Origin of the sequence: Bradyrhizobium betae, from assembly GCF_008932115.1 — a bacterium.
GTDB classification, from domain to species: Bacteria; Pseudomonadota; Alphaproteobacteria; order Rhizobiales; family Xanthobacteraceae; genus Bradyrhizobium; species Bradyrhizobium betae.
Window position 1 is genome coordinate 2,940,663 of sequence record NZ_CP044543.1, and the last position, 18,094, is coordinate 2,958,756.

Consider the following 18,094-nt stretch of genomic DNA (forward strand, 5'->3'; position numbering starts at 1 on the left):
GGTCAGTCGCTTTCGGAGAGGTTGACGGAGGAGCCGCCGCCATGGCTGTCGCCGCTACGCACGGCGTGGGCGGCGGCCTGAACGCCATGGGACATCTGCTGCGAGCGCTTCATGCGTTTCGCCCAGGCCGGCGGCCCGTCGCTGGTGGAAGACGCAGCTCCGGGAGATGCGGCCTCCGCGGTGGCGGTCGTCGCAGCACCGGATGCGCCGGTGGCGATCTCCGTCGCGGCCTGGCCACCGGCCTGATAGCTCTGCTTCAGGCTGTCGGCGGCACGACCGGCTGCGCGCTTCAGCGGTGAGACGGCCGCCTTCGCGCCGGTGCTGGCAACACTGCCAAGACCCGACGCGACGCCGGATGCGCCGGCCTGGCCGGCCGCGCCGAGGCTGTAGGCGGTGGAGGCGCCACCGGCGAGGGCTGCACCGCCACGCGCGGCGGCGGCAGCGCCGCCAGCAAGTGCAGCGCCGCCTGTCACGACGGCGCCGGCAGCGGCCGCGCCTGCTGCGACAACGCCGCCGGCGGCAAGACCAGTGCCAATGGCCGCGCCGGCGCCGAGCTGCGGGCCACCGGAGATGAGGCCGTTAGCGATGCCGGGACCGAAGATGCCGAGACCAAGCAGCGACAGCGCGGCAAGCACGATCGCCATGGCATCGTCGATCGATGGCGTTGCGCCGTTGAAGCCCGAGGTGAACTCGGAGAACAGCGTCGAGCCGATGCCGATGATGACGGCGAGCACCAGCACCTTGATGCCGGAGGAGATGACGTTGCCGAGCACGCGCTCGGCCATGAACGCCGATTTGCCGAACAGGCCGAAGGGAATGAGGACGAAGCCGGCGAGCGTGGTCAGCTTGAACTCGATCAGGGTGACGAAGAGCTGGATCGCCAGGATGAAGAACGCCAGCAGCACCAGCGCCCAGGCGAAAAACATGCAGGCGATCTGGATGAAGTTCTCGAAGAACGACCAGTAGCCCATCAGGCTGGAGATGGAGTCGAGCAGCGGCCGGCCGGCATCGAGACCAGTCTGCGCCACCTTGCCGGGGCGCATGAGATCGCTCACGGCAAAGCCCGTTCCCGAAGCCTTCAGGCCGAGGCCCGCGAAGCTCTCGAAGACGATGCGGGCGAGATTGTTCCAGTTGGAGATCAGGTAGGCGAAGACACCGACGAAGAGCGTCTTCTTGACCAGCCTCGCCATGATGTCGTCGTCGGCGCCCCATGACCAGAAAAGCGCGGCGAGCGTGACGTCGATGACGATCAAGGTGGTGGCGATGAAACCGACTTCGCCGCCGAGCAGCCCGAATCCTCCGTCGATGTAGCGAGTGAAGACCTCGAGGAAATGGTCGATGACACCGGTGCCGCCCATGTCAGCGAACCTCTGGCTGAGCGGGCTCGGCCTGCATCGCAGGCCCGGTCACGTCCGCTGGCGCACTGTCTTTGTGGATGGGAGCGGCCGACGCGGGCGCGCTTGGAAACAGCGTGGTCGGCGCAACCGGCGATGGTGATGAAACGGGGGCCGGCTGGCCGAGGAAGCGGCGCCGGTTCTCTGCCCATGCCTTCAGGCAATTGGGATCGCGCGTGCCGGCCTCGCCGATCTCGGAACAACGAAGCAATTCGGCGGCGAGAGGATCCGATGTTGTGACCGGACGGCCCTGCGTCGCGAGGACGTCCGTCGAAACGTCCTTGCGGTTCATCTCGATCGCGGTCGCCGTGATGGCGACCGCGACGAAGACGATGGCGCCGACGCGAGCGAGGGTCTTGCCGTCCATCGTGCCAGCCTCAGTTGCCGCTGTTCGGGAACATGCGGGCATTGCCGGGCTGGTAGCCCGAGCCCGGCGTCAGGAAACGCCGGCGCTGCTCGCGGCCCTGTTCGGCGGCGGCGGCCTGCTCGGCCGACTGCAAGGCCTGCGCCCGGCCGTTGGCCGCCACGACGGCGGTGAGATCCGCGAGTTGCTGCGCCTGGAGCGCAAGGAGTTGGTTGCCGGCCTGCGTCGCCTGCAGCGCGCCGGTCGCGCCCTGGCTCTGGCCGATCAGCGCCGACATCTGCGTGCGATTGGTGTCGATGTTGCCGACGACGCCCGCCTGCACCCGCATTGCGTCCTGCAGGCCGCCGACCGTGTTCTGCCAGCGCGAGCGGGCATCGGTGACGAGTTGCTGATCCGAAGCGGACAGCGAGACGTTCCCGTACTTCTGCTGGAACATCCGGTCGATCTGCTGGACGTCGTAGGCGATATTCTGCGCCTGGTTGAGAAGCTGCTGCGTGCGCTGGACGGACTGCTGAAGCTGTTGCAGCGACGAGAACGGCAGGCTCGCAAGGTTGCGTGCCTGGTTGATCAGCATTTGCGCTTCGTTCTGAAGCGAGGTGATCTGGTTGGTGATCTGCTGAAGCGATCGCGCCGCCGTGAGCACGTTCTGCGCATAGTTCGAGGGATCGAATACGATGATGGCGTGAGCGGGCGTCGCCAGCATGGGCGCGAGCGCGACGGGAGCGGTCAGCAGCGCGGCAGCAAAACGCGCTGCGCGGGAATTGCGCAGTTTCATTGGGACGTCTCCTTGTTGGTGAGCGTGGGGATGAGATCGGCGGCCCAACCGACCTCACGGTGATCGAGCCATGCGGCGAGGAAGCCGTCGCGGCCGTGTTCGGCGACGATGCGGGCAATGGCCGCCTGGTCGGTCTTCGATGACGCGGCGCACAGAGCGAGCGCGACATCGGACAGACCGAGCTCGAAGAGGCGGTTGCCGCGCCGCGACTGGCAGTAATAGTCGCGCTTGGGCATTGCCCGCGCGATGATCTCGATCTGGCGGTCGTTGAGGCCGAAGCGCCGATAGATCGCCGTGATCTGCGGCTCGATCGCGCGCTCGTTCGGCAGCAGAAGCCGGGTCTGGCAGCTTTCGATGATGGCAGGCGCGATGGCCGAGCCGTCGATGTCGCTGAGCGATTGCGTGGCGAAGATGACGCTGGCGTTCTTCTTGCGCAGCGTCTTCAGCCATTCGCGGAGCTGGCCGGCGAAACCGTCATCGTCCAGCGCCAGCCAGCCTTCGTCGATAATGAGAAGAGTCGGCGAACCGTCGAGCCGATCTTCGATCCGATGGAAGAGATAGGAGAGAACCGCCGGCGCCGCGCCGGTGCCGATCAGCCCCTCAGTCTCGAACGCTTGAACGAACGCCGAGCCAAGATACTCGCGTTCAGCGTCGAGCAGCCGGCCGTAGGGACCGCCGACGCAATAGGGCCTGAGCGCCTGTTTGAGATCGTTCGACTGGAGCAGCACGACCAGGCCGGTGATCGTGCGCTCCTCGACGGGCGCCGATGCCAGCGAGGTCAGCGCCGTCCAGATATGCTCCTTCACCTCGGGCGTGATCGCCACGCCCTCGCGGGTCAGGATCGATACGATCCAGTCGCCCGCCCAGGCGCGCTCGGGCACGTCGTGAACGCGGGCGAGCGGTTGAAGGCTGACGTTATCGGTCGCGCCGTCACTGAGATCGCCGCCGAGGTCATGCCAATCGCCGCCCATGCCGAGCGCCGCCGCGCGGATCGAGCCGCCGAAGTCGAAGGCGAAGACTTGGGCGCGAGCATAGCGTCGGAACTGCAGCGCCATCAGCGCCAGCAGGACCGACTTGCCCGCGCCGGTCGGGCCAACGATCAGCGTGTGGCCGACGTCGCCGACGTGAAGCGAAAGCCGGAACGGGGTGGAGCCTTCGGTCTTGCCGAAGAGCAGTGGGGGCGCTGCAAAATGCTCGTCCCGTTCCGGCCCCGCCCACACCGCCGACAGCGGGATCATGTGGGCGAGATTGAGCGTGGAGATCGGCGGCTGGCGGACGTTCGCATAGACGTGGCCGGGCAATGATCCGAGCCAGGCGTCCACCGCGTTGATCGTCTCGGCCATGGCAGTGAAGTCGCGGCCCTGAATGACCTTCTCGACGAGGCGCAGCTTCTCGTCGGCAGCGCGCGGATCCTCGTCCCACACCGTCACCGTCGCGGTGACGTAGGCCATCCCGGCATAGTCGGCGCCGAGTTCCTGGAGCGCCATGTCGGCATCGGCGGCCTTGTTCGCGGCGTCGGTGTCCACGAGGACGGACGCCTCGTTGGTCATTACCTCCTTGAGGATCGCGGCGATCGACTTGCGCTTGGCGAACCATTGCCGGCGGATCTTGGTCAGCAGCTTGGTCGCGTCGGTCTTGTCGAGCAGGATCGCCCGCGTCGACCAACGATACGGAAATGCGAGACGGTTCAGCTCGTCGAGCAGGCCAGGTGTCGTCGCCGTTGGAAAGCCTGTGACGGTGAGGATGCGCAGATGCGACGCGCCAAGGCGCGGCTCGAGCCCGCCGGTGAGCGGCTGGTTGGCGAGCAGCGCGTCGAGATAGATCGGCGTTTCGGGGACGCGGACACGGTGCCGTTTGGTCGAGACGCAGCCGTGGAGATAGGTGAGCGTCTCCGCGTCATCAAGCCAGCGGCATTCGGGCATGAAGGCTTCGACCAGGCGCAGGATGCGATCGGTGCGATCGGCGAACCCGGTCATCACCTCGTTGGGGTCGAGGCCCGACTTTTCCCGGCCTTCATAGAGCCAGGATTCCGCGCGCGCGGCGTCCTCGGCCGGCGGCAGATAGGTGAAGGTCAGGAAATAGCTCGACTCGAAATGTGCGCCAGCTTCCTCGAAATCCGCTTTGCGCTCGGCGTCGACCAGCGCCGAGGCGGGATCGGGAAAGCGGCTGTCGGGATAGAGGTTCGAAGCTTGCCGCTGCGCCTCGACGAAGATTGCCCAGCCTGATCCAAGGCGACGGAACGCATTGTTGAGGCGGCCGGCGATGGCGACTAGCTCAGCCTGTACGGCGCTGTCGAGATCGGGGCCGCGAAACCGCGCGGTGCGCTGAAAGCTGCCGTCCTTGTTGAGGACGATGCCGGAGCCCACCAGCGCGACCCAGGGGAGGAAGTCGGCCAGGCGGCTGTTGCGATTGCGATATTCGGCAAGGTTCATCATGGCCGCGCTCCCCTCAGACCGAAAGGTGTGCGGGGACGCGCAGATGGCGGCGCACAACGTCGACGAAGAGCGGATCGCGCTTGGCAGCCCACACCGCGGTGACGTGGCCGATCGCCCAGATCGCGATCCCCACCAGCCAGAGGCGAAGCCCTAGGCCGACCGCGCCAGCGAGCGTCCCGTTCATGATGGCGATAGCCCGTGGGGCGCCGCCGAGCAGGATCGGCTCGGTCAGTGCCCGGTGAACGGGGACGGTATAGCCTGGGACGTCGCCGCCCTGATCGACAGCGCCCGTCATCAGACCAGCGCCCCGCCGCCGAACGAGAAGAACGACAGGAAGAAGCTCGACGCGGCGAAGGCAATCGAGAGACCAAACACGATCTGGATCAACCTGCGGAAGCCGCCGGAGGTATCGCCGAAGGCCAGCGTCAGGCCGGTAACGATGATGATGATCACCGCCATGATTTTCGCCACGGGACCTTCAATCGACTGCAGGATCTGTTGGAGAGGCTGTTCCCACGGCATCGACGAACCGGAAGCGTGAGCGGGGGCTGCCATCACCGCCGACAGAGTGGCGATGGAAACGGTCAAGACGAGATGATGGCGCGCGCGCCGCAGGCGTTGGATCACAGGCTTTCTCCTTCAGGTGCTGGGACGAACAAGCTCGAGCTGCCGTCGCCATCCGTGGTGGCCGGCGCGATGCGGTAGTCGCCGTCGAGACCGAGGCCTTCGACGCGCGAGAGTTCGGAGAGTCGCCGCGCGGACCCGCGACCGGAGAGGACGGCAACGAGGTCGATCGTTTCCGCGATCAATGCGCGCGGGACCGTGACGACTGCCTCCTGAATGAGCTGCTCCATGCGGCGCAGTGCGCCGATCGCGCTGCCGGCGTGGATGGTGCCGACCCCGCCAGGATGGCCGGTGCCCCAGGCCTTGAGCAGTTCGAGCGCTTCGGCGCCGCGCACTTCGCCAACGGGTATGCGATCGGGCCGCAGACGCAGCGAAGAGCGAACGAGATCGGAAAGTGAGGCAACGCCATCTTTTGTTCGCATCGCCACGAGGTTCGGCGCGGCGCATTGCAGTTCGCGGGTGTCTTCGATGAGGACGACGCGATCGGCGGTCTTCGCAACTTCGGCGAGCAACGCGTTTGTCAGCGTCGTCTTGCCGGTGGATGTCCCGCCGGCGACGAGGATGTTGGCGCGTGAGGAGACACTCCGGCGGAGTATCTCGGCCTGCGTCGCTGACATGATGCCGGCCGCGACGTAGTCGTCGAGCGTGAACACCGCGACAGCGGGCTTACGGATCGCGAATGCGGGGGCAGCGACGACGGGTGGCAGCAGGCCTTCGAACCGCTCGCCGGTTTCAGGCAACTCTGCGGATACCCGAGGAGCACCAGCATGAACCTCGGCTCCGACATGGTGCGCAACCAAGCGAACGATACGTTCGCCGTCCGCTGGTGACAGCCGCTCACCGGTATCGGAAAGTCCTTCGGAGAGTCGGTCGATCCAGAGGCGCCCATCGGGATTGAGCATCACCTCGACGATGCTGGCGTCATCAAGATAGCGCGCGATTGCAGGACCGAGCGCAGTGCGCAGCATCCTTGCGCCGCGCGCGAGGCCTTCCGAATTGTGGTGTGATGCTGTCATAGTGCCCCGTTTCTATCGGGGCCGATACAGTCCTTCCCCAGACGGGGATGATTAAAGGGGCCAGATTTCGGGGCGATTCAACAAAGATTCATCGACGTAGTAGTGTAGCGTGCAAATACAGGAGAACGGCGGTGTCGGACGCACGATACGCCAATACGCTCGCGGAGCTTGACCGGCTCTGCGCAAGCGTCTGATCCTCGCACAATGACCGCTCAATGCATTTGTTGTGGAGGTGATGGACATCCTCGATCGCGGAGATCATCCGGGGGGTGAGATCCTTCTTAATCGGGATCATGCACGGCGTTAGGCTGAACGGGACGGTACGTACGATAGCATCTTTGCAGCCATGAACCCCAGCCGAGTAGAGTAGCCTATGTTTCTTAGATCGGTTTTGGCCGCCGCCGCATTTGCTGCGGCGGTACTCCCCGCGGAATCGGTGTTCGCCGAGGGCGCCCGAAAAGCCAATCAAGGGCAACAGCGCGAGATCGGCAGCAAGGTAATTGAGAAGGCCAACGCCCTCCTTGACAGTTTAACACCGGCGCGGCGCAATGAAGCCCTCGTCGATTATAGATCACGGTGACGGACCGATCGGCGCGGAAAGAGATTTGTAGGCTTCCTCACCATTCAGCGCTGATTCAAGGCTATTTGACGCGCGATCGAACGCGGAAGAAACATCAACGCGTTTCGGGTAGCTCTGCACGGCTGAGCTTTTTGCGCACGCGCGCATGAATCTGGTCGACCCAAGCCAATCCCAATCGCCTGATGCGACCTTTCGGACACCTTAAGAGGAGAAAGTGTTCGATGCGAGACACCACAAAAAGCAGAAGGCGGATCCGAAGTGGCGGAGGCCAATGCGATAGTTGATTACTCATTGTTTTGCGTCTCCTTTGAGAAAATCTGCCACGGCTTTTTTTTGTTCGATGAATCTCAGGCGCTGGCACGCTATCCTGGCGTGCGCTTCGGCGGCCAGATCAACATGTTTGGAAGTGTCGGATAAAGGCGCAGACGCTCAAACGCCGCGGCTAAAGCCATCTCTCGGCGTCGAGCCGTCCAGCGGATATAATTTGCGATGAGCGCATAGGCGACAACGGGCAGCCTTTCGCCGCGTTGGACAAGGATAGCGATGCAACGTTCTAGTCCGTCATGGAGAGCACGCGTTGCAAAATAATGAAACGTGAACGGATCGCTGCGCGCTTTGGCAAAAGCGATCAGCATAGCGGCGATCAATCCGCAAGCATCGATCTCGCATTGAGAATCGCCGAAACAGCTGTCGACAAAAGCGATAATCTGAAAGCCCTTGGTCTGCTCGACTGAGGTCAGCGAAAAAGAACTACAAGAAGTTGCATCGGAAAGCGCCTGGATGCGTTCGGGAAGAGTCTTGAATTGTTCAGACATGAGGCGCCCCCATCAGCTAGTTAGAACAAAAGAGTTTTGTCTATTCAGATTGTTTCCTTTTCGTTTTGGTTGGCAGGCGACGACGCGGGGTATAGCAACGTCCGCGAGGCTATTGCGGACATGTCGGTGCTCGCGCCCGTGCGTCAACGTCGTCACCCGCCTTCTTGCGTGCTACTTCGAGCCGGTATTGCTTGTAGCAGCGTCGTTGCTGGTTGGCGTTCCGCCGATCTGGGGGATGCTGACCTCGACGCCGGTCGCGGCGACGAAGACCTTGAAGCCGATCAGCGCGACAGCAATCAGAAGATAGCCGCGTAGCACGCCCATCCAGACCTTCGTCATCAACGTCATATGCAGGGCAGGCAGCCGATTAAGCGGCGGCATGCGCCAGTTCCGGCGCTCGAGCATCGTCATCTTGGCGAAGCGGTGATCTTGATCGTTGCCATATGCGGCAGCGGGCACGTCATAACTACGCTTGCGTGCTGCGAACGAAAAGACGAACCCGCAAAGCCCCAGCAAAGAGCCGCCAATCAGTATTTTCAGAATTGTGCTGTCAGCCACATCTGGGAAGACGGTCGCCACGGTGAGGATGATCGAGAGCAACACAAGGGACCAGATTATTGCTCCGGTGAATACATTGAGCTTAGGACCGTTGGACCAGGGGCCGACAACCGCCTTGTCGTTGCAAAGGAGGAGCAGGAAGACCGTGGCACTTGGTAGCAGCACGCCAGCGAGAGCCTGCACGGCACTGACAAAGAGGCCCAGCAGCGCATCACTTGCGAAGGCAACAAGGCCTGCGGCAATGAATATGAGAATCCCGTAAGCAACGTAGAATCCGATGGCATCCGTGACTTTGCGATGCAATGAGTGCCTCACCCTGAGGACGTCGGCGATCGCATAAGACGTCGAGAGCGAGACGGCTGCTGCGCCGATGAGGCAAGCATCCAAAAGAGCGATTGCAAAAATCGTCGCCGAATATGGACCCACATATTTGTCCAGCGCCGTAAGCACCGCACCTGTATCCGTGAAATTGCCGAATTCCGGCCGTCCGGCAAACAATGCGGCACAGAACGCCATCATGGCAACGGCGCCGATTACTACCAGGAGGATCCCGAGGCAAAGATCGACTTTCTCGTAGCCGTTGAAGGCGGGCGTGATCCGCTTATCGACAACATAGCTTTGTTGGAAAAAGAGCTGCCAAGGTGCGACGGTCGTGCCAACGATGCCAATGACAAGCAGCATGACTGCCGCCATGTCGGAGTGAGCGGGCCATTGCGGCACGAGCAGTCCATGGGCGATCTCACCGATTGGTGGATGGATGGCGAGGAGCACAGGTATTAGCAACAGACTGCCAAAGACCAAAACCATCGCGAAGCGTTCAAACCGCTTGAAACTTCCGGTGCTGACGGCGGCCACTATGAGCACCGCCGCGACAATCAGTCCCGGAACTCTTGGCAAACCAAAATATTGGAGTGCGAATACGATGCCGATGAACTCGGTTACAATGGTTAGTCCGTTGAGAAGAACTAGGTCTATAAGGCTGAAGGCACCCCAGAACTTTCCGAAACGTTCGAATATCAGTCGTGCATGGCCAACGCCCGTCACAGCACCTAGCCGTGACACCATCTCCTGATTCACGTAAATCACCGGGATCAAGAGCATCAACGTCCACAGCAGAGAGGTGCCGTAGTTCTGACCTGCCTGCGTATAGGTTCCAAAAGCGCCGGCATCATTGTCGCCGACCATGACAATCAGTCCCGGGCCGACGATTGCCATCAAGGTCGCCAGCCTAGCCCGCCAAGTCTTTCGTACGCCGGTGTCGTGCTGCCGGATGGTGCCGAACGCGCCGTGGATGTCGCCAATATGCGCGCTATCCAGGACAGCGGGCGCGCTTGAGGCCAATTCGATTTGTTCAAGCGATGTCGCAGAGGTATCGGACATTTCAAACTCCGTTGAGTTTTGCTCGTTTTTGGGTGAATTCACTGGATCAGAGCGAAGCGGTTGTTGGCTGGCCCCGCTGCGGCGGATGCTTTGCGACTGGGCAAGCTCCAGCCGTGTTGGGCGGAATGGCGAGCACGGCGAGCCCGACGTTGATTGCCCGTTGGACGAGATCGGCGGTGTGGCGCCCCCCTGGGAAAGCCACGACAAAGTCGGGTCGGCTGTCTGTCAGCATGAAATCGCTGCGCAGCCCTTCGGCCTTCTTGCCGTAAAACTCCCAATTTGGCGGGTAACGCACCACAGCGATCCCATGGCGACGCGCCCACGCCTCAGCGATGATGCCGACGCCTGCAATGCTGCCGTGGACCACAACGCTGATTGGCTTTCGCCAATGCAGTGCAGTTAGTTCGTGATGCACCATCTCGGCGTCCTCGAAGTGACGTCCTCCACAGACTAGGAGGCGCATGGCCGTGTCCTTTCGGGCTGCTCTTCGGGACACGGTGCTGGTGCGCGCGAGTTGGCGGTGATGCAGGGCGCAGGTACGCGATTTCCTTCCGAGCTGTCGTTGACCGGGGCGGGATCAGTCGTTCCCCGACGCGGCTTAGGAAGCTTTTCGGCAATGCCCATGCTTTCCACGCGGCGCCGCATCTCGGCCCAGACTTCGCTGGGTTCAATATTGAGTGCGTGCCACAGAACGACCAAGTGATAGAGAAGATCGGCACTTTCGCTGACCGTCTTTTGGGTCCGCTTCCTCACCGCCTCGAGAGCGACCTCGGCAGCCTCCTCGACAACCTTCTGCGAGATCTTCCGCAATCCGGCATTCATCAGCTCTGCCGTGCGAGCATGCTCCGTCAATGTCACATCATTCAGCGCGTTGTAGAGCTGCTCTAAATCGTTGGCGAAGATAGTATTCGCGCAAGTCGTATTAGTGCCTGCGGGGCGCGCAGGCAGCAAAGCCACCACTGCATTCATTAGTTAATCCCTTCGTTTGAACTTTGCTGCCAACAGCAGCGCTACGCTGCGCACGGCATTGCCGTGTGTCGCTATGATCAATCGTCAGGATTCTTCAGAGTGGCGGATGTCTCCAATTGCCAGCCCCCAATCAGCCGGCCATCGGATTCCTGATGCCAATGGGCAAGAAGCTTTGGTCTCGCCAAGTTGCGAGCGCCCAATTTCAAGCCGGGAAACACCCCGGCGAATTGAATATCATCATGGGCGACCACCGGTGGCGCCCGACGTGTGTCGATGTTGAGATGAGCGGCCATGGCCACCTCCGTCTGTTCAAGCAGTTGCTCGAACCCGGGTGGCCTGGACGGACGGTGCTCAGCGTCGAAGTGCTGGCGCAGTTACGTCGGCAGAACCGACCCGAGCGATGATGCAACCCAGCGGAGCGTCGATAGCAGGTGACTGACGCCTACTATCTCCCTCCGAGGGGTCGTTGCTAGATCGCGGGTTCATATGATCCTCTGCTGTGCCAATCCGGATCCAATTCACGACGAACTGGACCACGACGCGAACAACCCTGCCGGTCTTCACTTCGCGCGACATTCATATATACTCTGGGGGGTATATTACAACTATACCCGGGTATAGCGGAGGGACGCGATGGCGCATGCGGTGGCTGAGAAGCAGAAGCTGCTGAATAGGGTCCGACGCCTTCGAGGTCAGGTCGATGCGATTGAACGGGCCCTCATCGCGGATGAGAGTTGCGGCGACGTGATGCGGATAGTCACGGCCACGCGCGGTGCGATCAACGGAATCATGGCCGAAGTCGTCAATGGGCACATTCAAGCGCATATGGTCGATGCGAACCGCACGCCCACAGAAGCTGAACGTAATGCCGCGCTCGAATTAGTCGACGTTTTGCACACCTACATCAAGTGAACTGCGATGGCTCCACAAAAAACACCAGTCAATCAGCCTGCCCACGTCGATCCTATAGATCACGAGGCAAACTTGACGCATCGATACCCGCTCGGCACCCGTTCAAGGGAACTACTGACGTTCATCGATGGGCTATGGCGCCTCGTTAGGTCTGGAACGCTTCCCTTGCTGATCGGCATCCTCACTATCGGCATCTTCATCATCGACACCATAACCCCTTACGAGATATCCGCTGCGACGTTTTATGTGATTGTCGTTCTATTGTCGGCTCGCTTCAGCCACACGCGGGGCATGGGCACGGTCTCTGGAATATGCATCGCGTTGACGATCGCGAGCTACATCCTGACGCCGAGTGGAAGCTTCGGAACCGGAGTCGTCAACACCTCGATCAGCCTGCTGGCGATCGCGGCAACGACCTATCTCGCTGTCAAGATGGAGACCGCTCGTGTGGCGGCCGAACAGGCGCAGACCCGCCTTGCGCACGTCGCTCGGATCACGACTCTCGGCGAGATCGCTGCCTCAATCGCCCATGAGGTCAATCAGCCGCTCGCCGCAATCGTGACCAACGCCAATGCATGTACACGCTGGATTCACGGAGATCCCGCGAACCTAGAAAAAGCCGCGTCTTCGATAGATAGCATCGTCAGCGACGCAAACCGAGCAAGTGAAATCATCAAGCGCGTCCAAGCGCTGTCTATGCGTGCAGAACCAAAGAGGTCCTGGATTGAGATCAACGTCGTAATCAGAGAGGTGCTGGGGCTTTTGCAAAGCCGTTTCCGAGAAAGCCGAGTTTCCGTTTATACGAACCTGTCGAGTGATCTGCCCATGATCTTCGGTGATCGTATTCAACTTCAACAGGTTGCACTCAACCTTCTCGTGAACGCGATAGATGCGATGGGTACGCTGCAGAGCAGTGTTCGTGAGATTCGAATAAACTCCGCTAAATCAAGCGCGTCCGGCGTGATGATCACGATAGAAGACACGGGAGGCGGTATCGATCCTGGCTTCGTAAGGCATCTTTTCGATGCCTTTCACTCCACCAAGAGCGATGGCATGGGAATTGGACTTTCAATATGCCGATCAATTATTGAATCTCACGGCGGTAATATTTGGGCTGAGCCGACCAATCCGCGCGGCGCTACCTTTTGTTTTACTCTGCCTGGCGACAGGGAGAAAATACTATGAGACAGTCGAAACAGCCCGTCGTTGTGGGCGGCACGGTAGCCGTCGTCGACGATGATCTTTCCGTGCGTGAAGCGCTCAGAAATCTCCTGAGTTCTGTCGGACTTGATATTCACACCTTTGCGTCTACGCACGAGTTTTTGGCGTGGTCGATTCCTGATACGCCGATTTGCTTGGTATTGGACGTTAGAATGCCGGGTCAGAACGGCTTGGATTTCCAACAAGAGCTTTTCAGAACGCGTGTGGAGATCCCGGTCGTGTTCATTACGGCGCACGGGGATATCCCGATGTCGGTCCGGGCTATGAAGTTTGGCGCGATCGAATTTCTGACCAAGCCGTTTAGGGACCAAGACCTACTTGATGCGATCTATCTCGGTCTCCAGACTTCGCAAATCCGACGAAACGAGAAGACAATGACAGCTGATCTTCGCGCGCGGTACGATTCGCTTTCTGTTCGCGAGCGCCAAGTTATGGACATGATACTTGATGGAAAACTCACAAAGCAAATTGCTGCGAAGTTTGCACTCAGCGAAATCACGGTGAAGGTGTGTCGGGCGCAGATCATGCGGAAGATGGAGGCGGCATCCTTGCTTGAACTCGGGCGGATGTCCGAGAGATTGGAAAGAATAAGGGATTGAGAGGCAGTCGATTATTGCTGACTTCAATGCGGCCTTGGAGAGCAGCTTGGGCTCACGCAGGAGCGTGCGCGATCTGACGAGCTATTCTGCCTCGCCATCAACGTCCTCAGAAATCTCCTGATGAAGCTTCGGGCCCTTCGCGAGACGGCGGCCGAGAGCTGTGACAAACTGATCATAGCGTTCGCCAGCTTTGGCGCGCGCGGCCTGCGCAGCAGGTTCTGGCAAACTCGGTGTGGTGGTCACCCAGAAGCGCACGAAGACTGCGAGCATCTCGACCGATATTCCGATATCGCGCTCCATCCGCGACATGCGTCGGTCGAGCTGGTCGAGGCGTTTCGTGATGACGGCCTCCTGGCGTTCGGCGGCATCGGGTGAGAGGAATGACTCGATCGCCGCCTCCGCGACCAACGATCGCGAATGGTCGCGGCGCGCGGCGTGATCTGCGAGCCGGTTCATGACAGAGGGGTCGAGATAGACGGAGAGGCGTTGCTTGCGGGGTGGTTTCGTCACGGGCGTCTCACAGCTCCATGCCGTCACCGGGGTCGAGCGAGACCTGGCGCGCGACGCCCTGCATGAGCCGGTTCATACGGCTGGTGCGCACGGCATCGTCGTCAGACTCGTCCCGATCGGTATCGATCTCGAACGGGTTGTCGATTGGCACTTTCTTCTCGACGGGGTTCACCCGATTGAGTTCCGGTTGCTGGCGGCGTTCCGACTCGGTTGGATCTTCATCGGCGGGCTGCGCTAGCAAGGTGGCCTCGGCAATCTGTGGTCGGGCTGGCAACTGGTGCGTGGTCCAATCGTCGGGCTGTCCTTGCTGCGACGTTGTGAGCGCGGGCGGCGGCAGCAGGCGTTCCTTGAACCGAGCATCCTCGTAATAGCGCGCCTTCTTCGCACGAATCGGCGGCGTGCCCGCCGCCATGACGATCTCGTCGGTGGGAGGGAGCTGCATGATTTCGCCAGGTGTGAGCAGTGGCCGAGCTGTTTCCGAGCGCGAAACCATCAGATGGCCAAGCCAGGGGGACAGCCGGTGGCCGGCATAGTTCTTCATGGCCTTCATCTCGGTGGCGGTGCCGAGGGCGTCCGAAACGCGCTTGGCGGTACGCTCGTCGTTGGTCGCGAAGCTGACGCGCACATGGCAATTGTCGAGGATCGAATTGTTCGCCCCGTAGGCCTTTTCGATCTGGTTTAGGGATTGCGCGATCAGGAAGCTCTTCAGACCGTAGCCGGCCATGAAGGCCAGTGCTGACTCAAAGAAGTCGAGCCTCCCCAGCGCCGGAAACTCGTCCAACATCAGCAGGAGACGATGGCGTTCGCCCTTTGCTTGCAGATCCTCGGTCAGGCGTCGGCCGATTTGATTGAGGATCAGTCGGATAAGCGGTTTGGTGCGGTTGATGTCGGATGGTGGCACGACGAGATAGAGTGTTGCCGGGTATTTTCCGCCCACGATATCGGAGATCCGCCAGTCACAGCGCCGCGTCACTTCGGCGACGACGGGATCGCGATAGAGTCCCAGGAACGACATGGCGGTAGAGAGCACGCCTGAGCGTTCGTTGTCGGATTTGTTGAGGAGCTCGCGTGCGGCGCTGGCGATCACGGGATGCGGTCCGGCGTCGCCGAGATGCGCCGTCTTCATCATCGCATCGAGGGTGGATTCAATTGGTCGCTTCGGATCAGAGAGGAACGCCGCGACGCCGGCCAGAGTCTTGTCCTTTTCCGCATAGAGGACGTGGAGGATCGCGCCGACTAGCAGCGCATGGCTCGTCTTTTCCCAATGGTTCCGCTTGTCCAACGACCCTTCTGGGTCGACCAGGATGTCGGCGATGTTCTGGACGTCGCGAACCTCCCATTCGCCGCGGCGCACCTCGAGCAGAGGATTGTAGGCAGCGGATTTTGTGTTGGTCGGGTCAAAGAGCAGCACGCGGCCGTGCCTGGCGCGGAAGCCGGCGGTGAGCTGCCAGTTCTCGCCCTTGATGTCGTGAACAATCGCCGAGCCCGGCCAGGTCAACAGCGAGGGCACAACGAGGCCAACACCCTTGCCGCTTCGGGTGGGCGCGAAGCACAGAACATGTTCAGGCCCATCATGGCGCAGATAAGCGTGCTCGTAGCGTCCCAGCACGACACCATCGGGACCGAGAAGGCCGGCCGTCTCCACCTCCTTCTTCTCGGCCCAACGCGCCGAGCCATAGGTCTCGACCTTCTTGGCCTCGCGTGCACGCCAGACCGACATGCCGATGGCGACGGCGATCGAGATGAAGCCACCGGACGCCGCGATGAAAGCGCCTTCGACGAAGATCGCGGGTGCGTAGGCGTCGAAGCCGTACCACCACCAGAAGAAGGAGGGTGGCAGATAGAAAGGAAAGCCGAACAGCGTGAACCACGGCGCGCCCAACTCCGGCTGGAACGCCAATCGCCAAGCCACCCATTCCGTTGCGCCCCAAGTGGTGGCGAGGACGATCAGGAAAACGGTGAGGATCTGGCCCCATAGGATCTTCGTGGCGGACATTGGAACGGTCCTTTCGGAGAGAGGTTAGAGGCCGAGCCCTCGTTTGCGGCCAAAGCTCCAGTCGATGCCGCCATCATCGCGGGCGACGCCGGAAACATGCTTGCCGAGGTGCTTTTCCAGAGAGGGTGACCAGGGCACGAGTTGGAAGCCGAGGCCGTCGTCCAGCATGGCAAAGCGGCCGGAGGCGAGTGCCAAACGCTGGCGGTAGGTGCCGGCAACATACTCGCCGCTTCCCGCGCGATTGAACGGCTGGCCTGTTTCGGCGGAGAGTTTTTCGCCGGCCGCTTCCAGCTCGCGACGGCGCAGCGTGTCGATCAGCCCGCGATTGAAGGTGACACGCTGGCCGTGTCGCTCGCCGAAGCCCTGTCCGACCAGATGATCCGCGCGTCGATCCAGCGCCTGCCGTACCTCGGCGCCGAAGCCGGCCTCGGACAGGGCGGCAGGTTCGCGCGCGATGTTCTGCCGATCGAGCCAAGTCGCGCCGGTTGCCGTGACCTGACGATCGATATCGAGATCGGAGCGGACGGCGATTGCGACCCGGCGCTGTCCCTGTGCATCATCGAACGCACGCAACTCGACGATCGAACCCGCCGCGCTGTCACCGGCGGCTTCGAGATCGGGCAGCTTGATGTGATGGGTGCGGCCGTCGACGCCGTCGACCACGGCGTAGGCGGAGCCCTTCAGCTCGTCATCAAGACCGCGATCGACCAATCGGCCGATCACGGGCGCATCGAGGCTTTCGGCCGCGAGCACATAGCCCGCCGAGCCGCGTTCGATGCCGCGATCCGTCAAAGCCCGGTGCATGCGTTTGATGATGTCGCCGCGCTCGCCGAGTTCACGCAGAGTCGCCTCGGCCTTCGTGTCGATCGCCCATTGACCGGGGCCGACCTGCTCGGCGAGGCCGAGTGTTTCCAGCTTGCGGAGCCGTCCGACCTTCAGCGCATGAAATTCGTCGAGCCGGACGTTCGGATCGATCGCCGTCTCGATGACGCCCGTGGCATGGCCATCGCGGATAAGCTGGCGGTCAAGCTGCGTGAAGCGCTCGGCATCGACCTGGCGTTTCAGGCTGCGCTGGATGTCGAGGTCGGTGCGCGGCCCTAATTCCTGCGTGATGAGGTCACGCGCGCGGTCGCGCATTCCTTCCTTGATGTAGTCGCGTGAGATGACGAGGTCCTGCCCGTCGTCACGGACCCCGCGCACGATCAGGTGGACATGGGGATGCTCGGTGTTCCAGTGGTCGACCGCCACCCAATCGAGGCGGGTGTCGAGATCCTTTTCCATCTGCGTGACGAGATCGCGGGTGAAGGACCGCAGGTCGGCCATGTCGGGCGCATCGTCGGGCGAGACGATGAACCGGAAATGGTGGCGGTCGTCCTGGCACCGTTCCGCAAAGGCCTTCGGATCGGCGTCGTCGCCCCCGGGACCGAAGAGATGGGCCTTCTCCCCATCGCGGGTCACGCCTTCGCGGCGCAGATAATTGAGGTGGGTCGCGAGCGGCGCCGAGCGCGATGTCTGGCGCACGACGCGCGCCTTGATGACAGCGCCGCGCGTTCGCGCGGTGAGCAGCCGGTTCGCCTGGATGCTCGCACGCTGGCCCCGCCCGAAGCGCGAGCGGTTGCCGGACACGATCCGGCCGGAGCGTGAGACGCCGGCCCCGGCCTTCTTCGCCGCGGCGAGAGCCTGCGCGATGAAGGGACGAGCCTGCTGCGCACGGGTCGAGCGGATGCGGCCCGGCCGGATGCGGAAATCACTGTCGCCAGTCATGGCTGATGCCTCGCACATCGCGCCAAGCACAGGAAATCGCAGGAAAATCGGCGTAGTCGTGAGGTGCGGGGAAATCCCGCACATCGCGAAATCGCCTCATAACCTATTGAAAAACCACAACCGACCCAAGCCGCACCTCGCGGCCTTTTATCCTGCCATCGTCCGGTCGTGTTGCCTGCCTC

The 18,094-nt window shown here is 61.8% G+C and carries 19 protein-coding genes; 4 read left to right on the plus strand and 15 right to left on the minus strand.

The window, feature by feature from the left end; all coding sequences use genetic code 11:
* Nucleotides 1-2: 2 nt before the first annotated feature.
* Genes trbL through trbB form a run of 7 tightly spaced genes read right to left on the minus strand, consistent with a single transcriptional unit; the run spans nt 3 to nt 6,608 of the window.
* A complete protein-coding gene (gene trbL / locus F8237_RS14030; protein ID WP_006022581.1) occupies nt 3-1,358 on the minus strand; it encodes a P-type conjugative transfer protein TrbL in 1,356 nt (451 codons plus the stop codon).
* Nucleotide 1,359: 1 nt separating this feature from the next.
* Nucleotides 1,360-1,761 (minus strand): putative entry exclusion protein TrbK-alt, encoded by a 402-nt coding sequence (gene trbK-alt / locus F8237_RS14035; RefSeq protein WP_006022582.1) that lies wholly within the window; start codon nt 1,759-1,761, stop codon nt 1,360-1,362.
* Nucleotides 1,762-1,771: 10 nt separating this feature from the next.
* Nucleotides 1,772-2,533: a P-type conjugative transfer protein TrbJ gene (gene trbJ, locus F8237_RS14040; protein WP_006022583.1), complete on the minus strand. Its 762-nt coding sequence runs from the start codon at nt 2,531-2,533 to the stop codon at nt 1,772-1,774.
* A complete protein-coding gene (trbE, locus tag F8237_RS14045) occupies nt 2,530-4,968 on the minus strand; it encodes a conjugal transfer protein TrbE (RefSeq protein ID WP_151645508.1) in 2,439 nt (812 codons plus the stop codon). Before trbE ends, trbJ begins: the two co-directional genes overlap by 4 nt.
* Nucleotides 4,969-4,981: 13 nt before the next feature.
* Entirely contained in the window at nt 4,982-5,263 is a 282-nt protein-coding gene (locus tag F8237_RS14050) for a VirB3 family type IV secretion system protein (protein WP_006022585.1), read from the minus strand.
* Nucleotides 5,263-5,595, minus strand: coding sequence for a TrbC/VirB2 family type IV secretion system protein (locus F8237_RS14055; RefSeq protein ID WP_006022586.1), 333 nt, complete (start codon nt 5,593-5,595; stop codon nt 5,263-5,265). The genes F8237_RS14050 and F8237_RS14055 overlap by 1 nt, the downstream gene beginning before the upstream one ends.
* A complete protein-coding gene (gene trbB, locus F8237_RS14060; RefSeq protein WP_024343194.1) occupies nt 5,592-6,608 on the minus strand; it encodes a P-type conjugative transfer ATPase TrbB in 1,017 nt (338 codons plus the stop codon). Before trbB ends, F8237_RS14055 begins: the two co-directional genes overlap by 4 nt.
* A 373-nt stretch (nt 6,609-6,981) precedes the next feature.
* Between trbB and F8237_RS14065 the strand changes: the two genes are divergently transcribed.
* The gene (locus F8237_RS14065; protein WP_006022588.1) at nt 6,982-7,188 is read left to right on the plus strand and encodes a hypothetical protein; all 207 of its coding nucleotides are present in this window, start codon (nt 6,982-6,984) and stop codon (nt 7,186-7,188) included.
* 362 nt (nt 7,189-7,550) lie between these two features.
* On the opposite strand, the gene F8237_RS14070 is transcribed toward F8237_RS14065, so the two are convergent.
* From F8237_RS14070 to F8237_RS14090, 5 genes are all read right to left on the minus strand, one after another.
* Nucleotides 7,551-8,003, minus strand: a complete 453-nt coding sequence (locus tag F8237_RS14070) for a hypothetical protein (RefSeq protein WP_006022590.1) — start codon at nt 8,001-8,003, stop codon at nt 7,551-7,553.
* A 171-nt stretch (nt 8,004-8,174) separates the two neighbouring features.
* Nucleotides 8,175-9,941 carry an NRAMP family divalent metal transporter gene (locus tag F8237_RS14075; protein WP_006022591.1) on the minus strand — a complete coding sequence of 589 codons (1,767 nt, stop codon included), beginning with the start codon at nt 9,939-9,941 and terminating at the stop codon, nt 8,175-8,177.
* Nucleotides 9,942-9,987: 46 nt separating this feature from the next.
* Complete coding sequence (locus F8237_RS14080) at nt 9,988-10,359, minus strand: SLOG family protein (RefSeq protein WP_242443339.1); 372 nt, start codon at nt 10,357-10,359, stop codon at nt 9,988-9,990.
* A gap of 32 nt (nt 10,360-10,391) precedes the next feature.
* A complete protein-coding gene (gene hisE, locus F8237_RS14085) occupies nt 10,392-10,910 on the minus strand; it encodes a phosphoribosyl-ATP diphosphatase (protein ID WP_006022593.1) in 519 nt (172 codons plus the stop codon).
* A 77-nt stretch (nt 10,911-10,987) separates the two neighbouring features.
* Nucleotides 10,988-11,203, minus strand: a complete 216-nt coding sequence (locus tag F8237_RS14090) for a hypothetical protein (protein WP_124810155.1) — start codon at nt 11,201-11,203, stop codon at nt 10,988-10,990.
* A gap of 340 nt (nt 11,204-11,543) precedes the next feature.
* Here F8237_RS14090 and F8237_RS14095 point away from each other — a divergent pair, with 340 nt between their 5' ends.
* From F8237_RS14095 to F8237_RS14105, 3 genes are all read left to right on the plus strand, one after another.
* The gene (locus F8237_RS14095) at nt 11,544-11,822 is read left to right on the plus strand and encodes a metal/formaldehyde-sensitive transcriptional repressor (protein ID WP_006022595.1); all 279 of its coding nucleotides are present in this window, start codon (nt 11,544-11,546) and stop codon (nt 11,820-11,822) included.
* Between the two features lie 165 nt (nt 11,823-11,987).
* On the plus strand, nt 11,988-13,007 hold the full coding sequence (locus F8237_RS14100) for a sensor histidine kinase (protein ID WP_197057830.1): 1,020 nt from the start codon (nt 11,988-11,990) through the stop codon (nt 13,005-13,007).
* Nucleotides 13,004-13,642, plus strand: coding sequence for a response regulator transcription factor (locus F8237_RS14105; RefSeq protein ID WP_006022597.1), 639 nt, complete (start codon nt 13,004-13,006; stop codon nt 13,640-13,642). The genes F8237_RS14100 and F8237_RS14105 overlap by 4 nt, the downstream gene beginning before the upstream one ends.
* Nucleotides 13,643-13,723: 81 nt before the next feature.
* Here the strand turns inward: F8237_RS14105 and F8237_RS14110 are convergent, their stop codons facing one another.
* From F8237_RS14110 to F8237_RS14120, 3 genes are read right to left on the minus strand one after another with little or no spacing between them, the layout of a single operon-like run.
* Entirely contained in the window at nt 13,724-14,152 is a 429-nt protein-coding gene (locus tag F8237_RS14110; RefSeq protein ID WP_006022598.1) for a hypothetical protein, read from the minus strand.
* Between the two features lie 7 nt (nt 14,153-14,159).
* The gene (locus tag F8237_RS14115; RefSeq protein WP_006022599.1) at nt 14,160-16,148 is read right to left on the minus strand and encodes a conjugal transfer protein TraG; all 1,989 of its coding nucleotides are present in this window, start codon (nt 16,146-16,148) and stop codon (nt 14,160-14,162) included.
* Nucleotides 16,149-16,172: 24 nt separating this feature from the next.
* Nucleotides 16,173-17,912 (minus strand): relaxase/mobilization nuclease domain-containing protein, encoded by a 1,740-nt coding sequence (locus F8237_RS14120; RefSeq protein ID WP_033965849.1) that lies wholly within the window; start codon nt 17,910-17,912, stop codon nt 16,173-16,175.
* Nucleotides 17,913-18,094 lie beyond the last annotated feature (182 nt).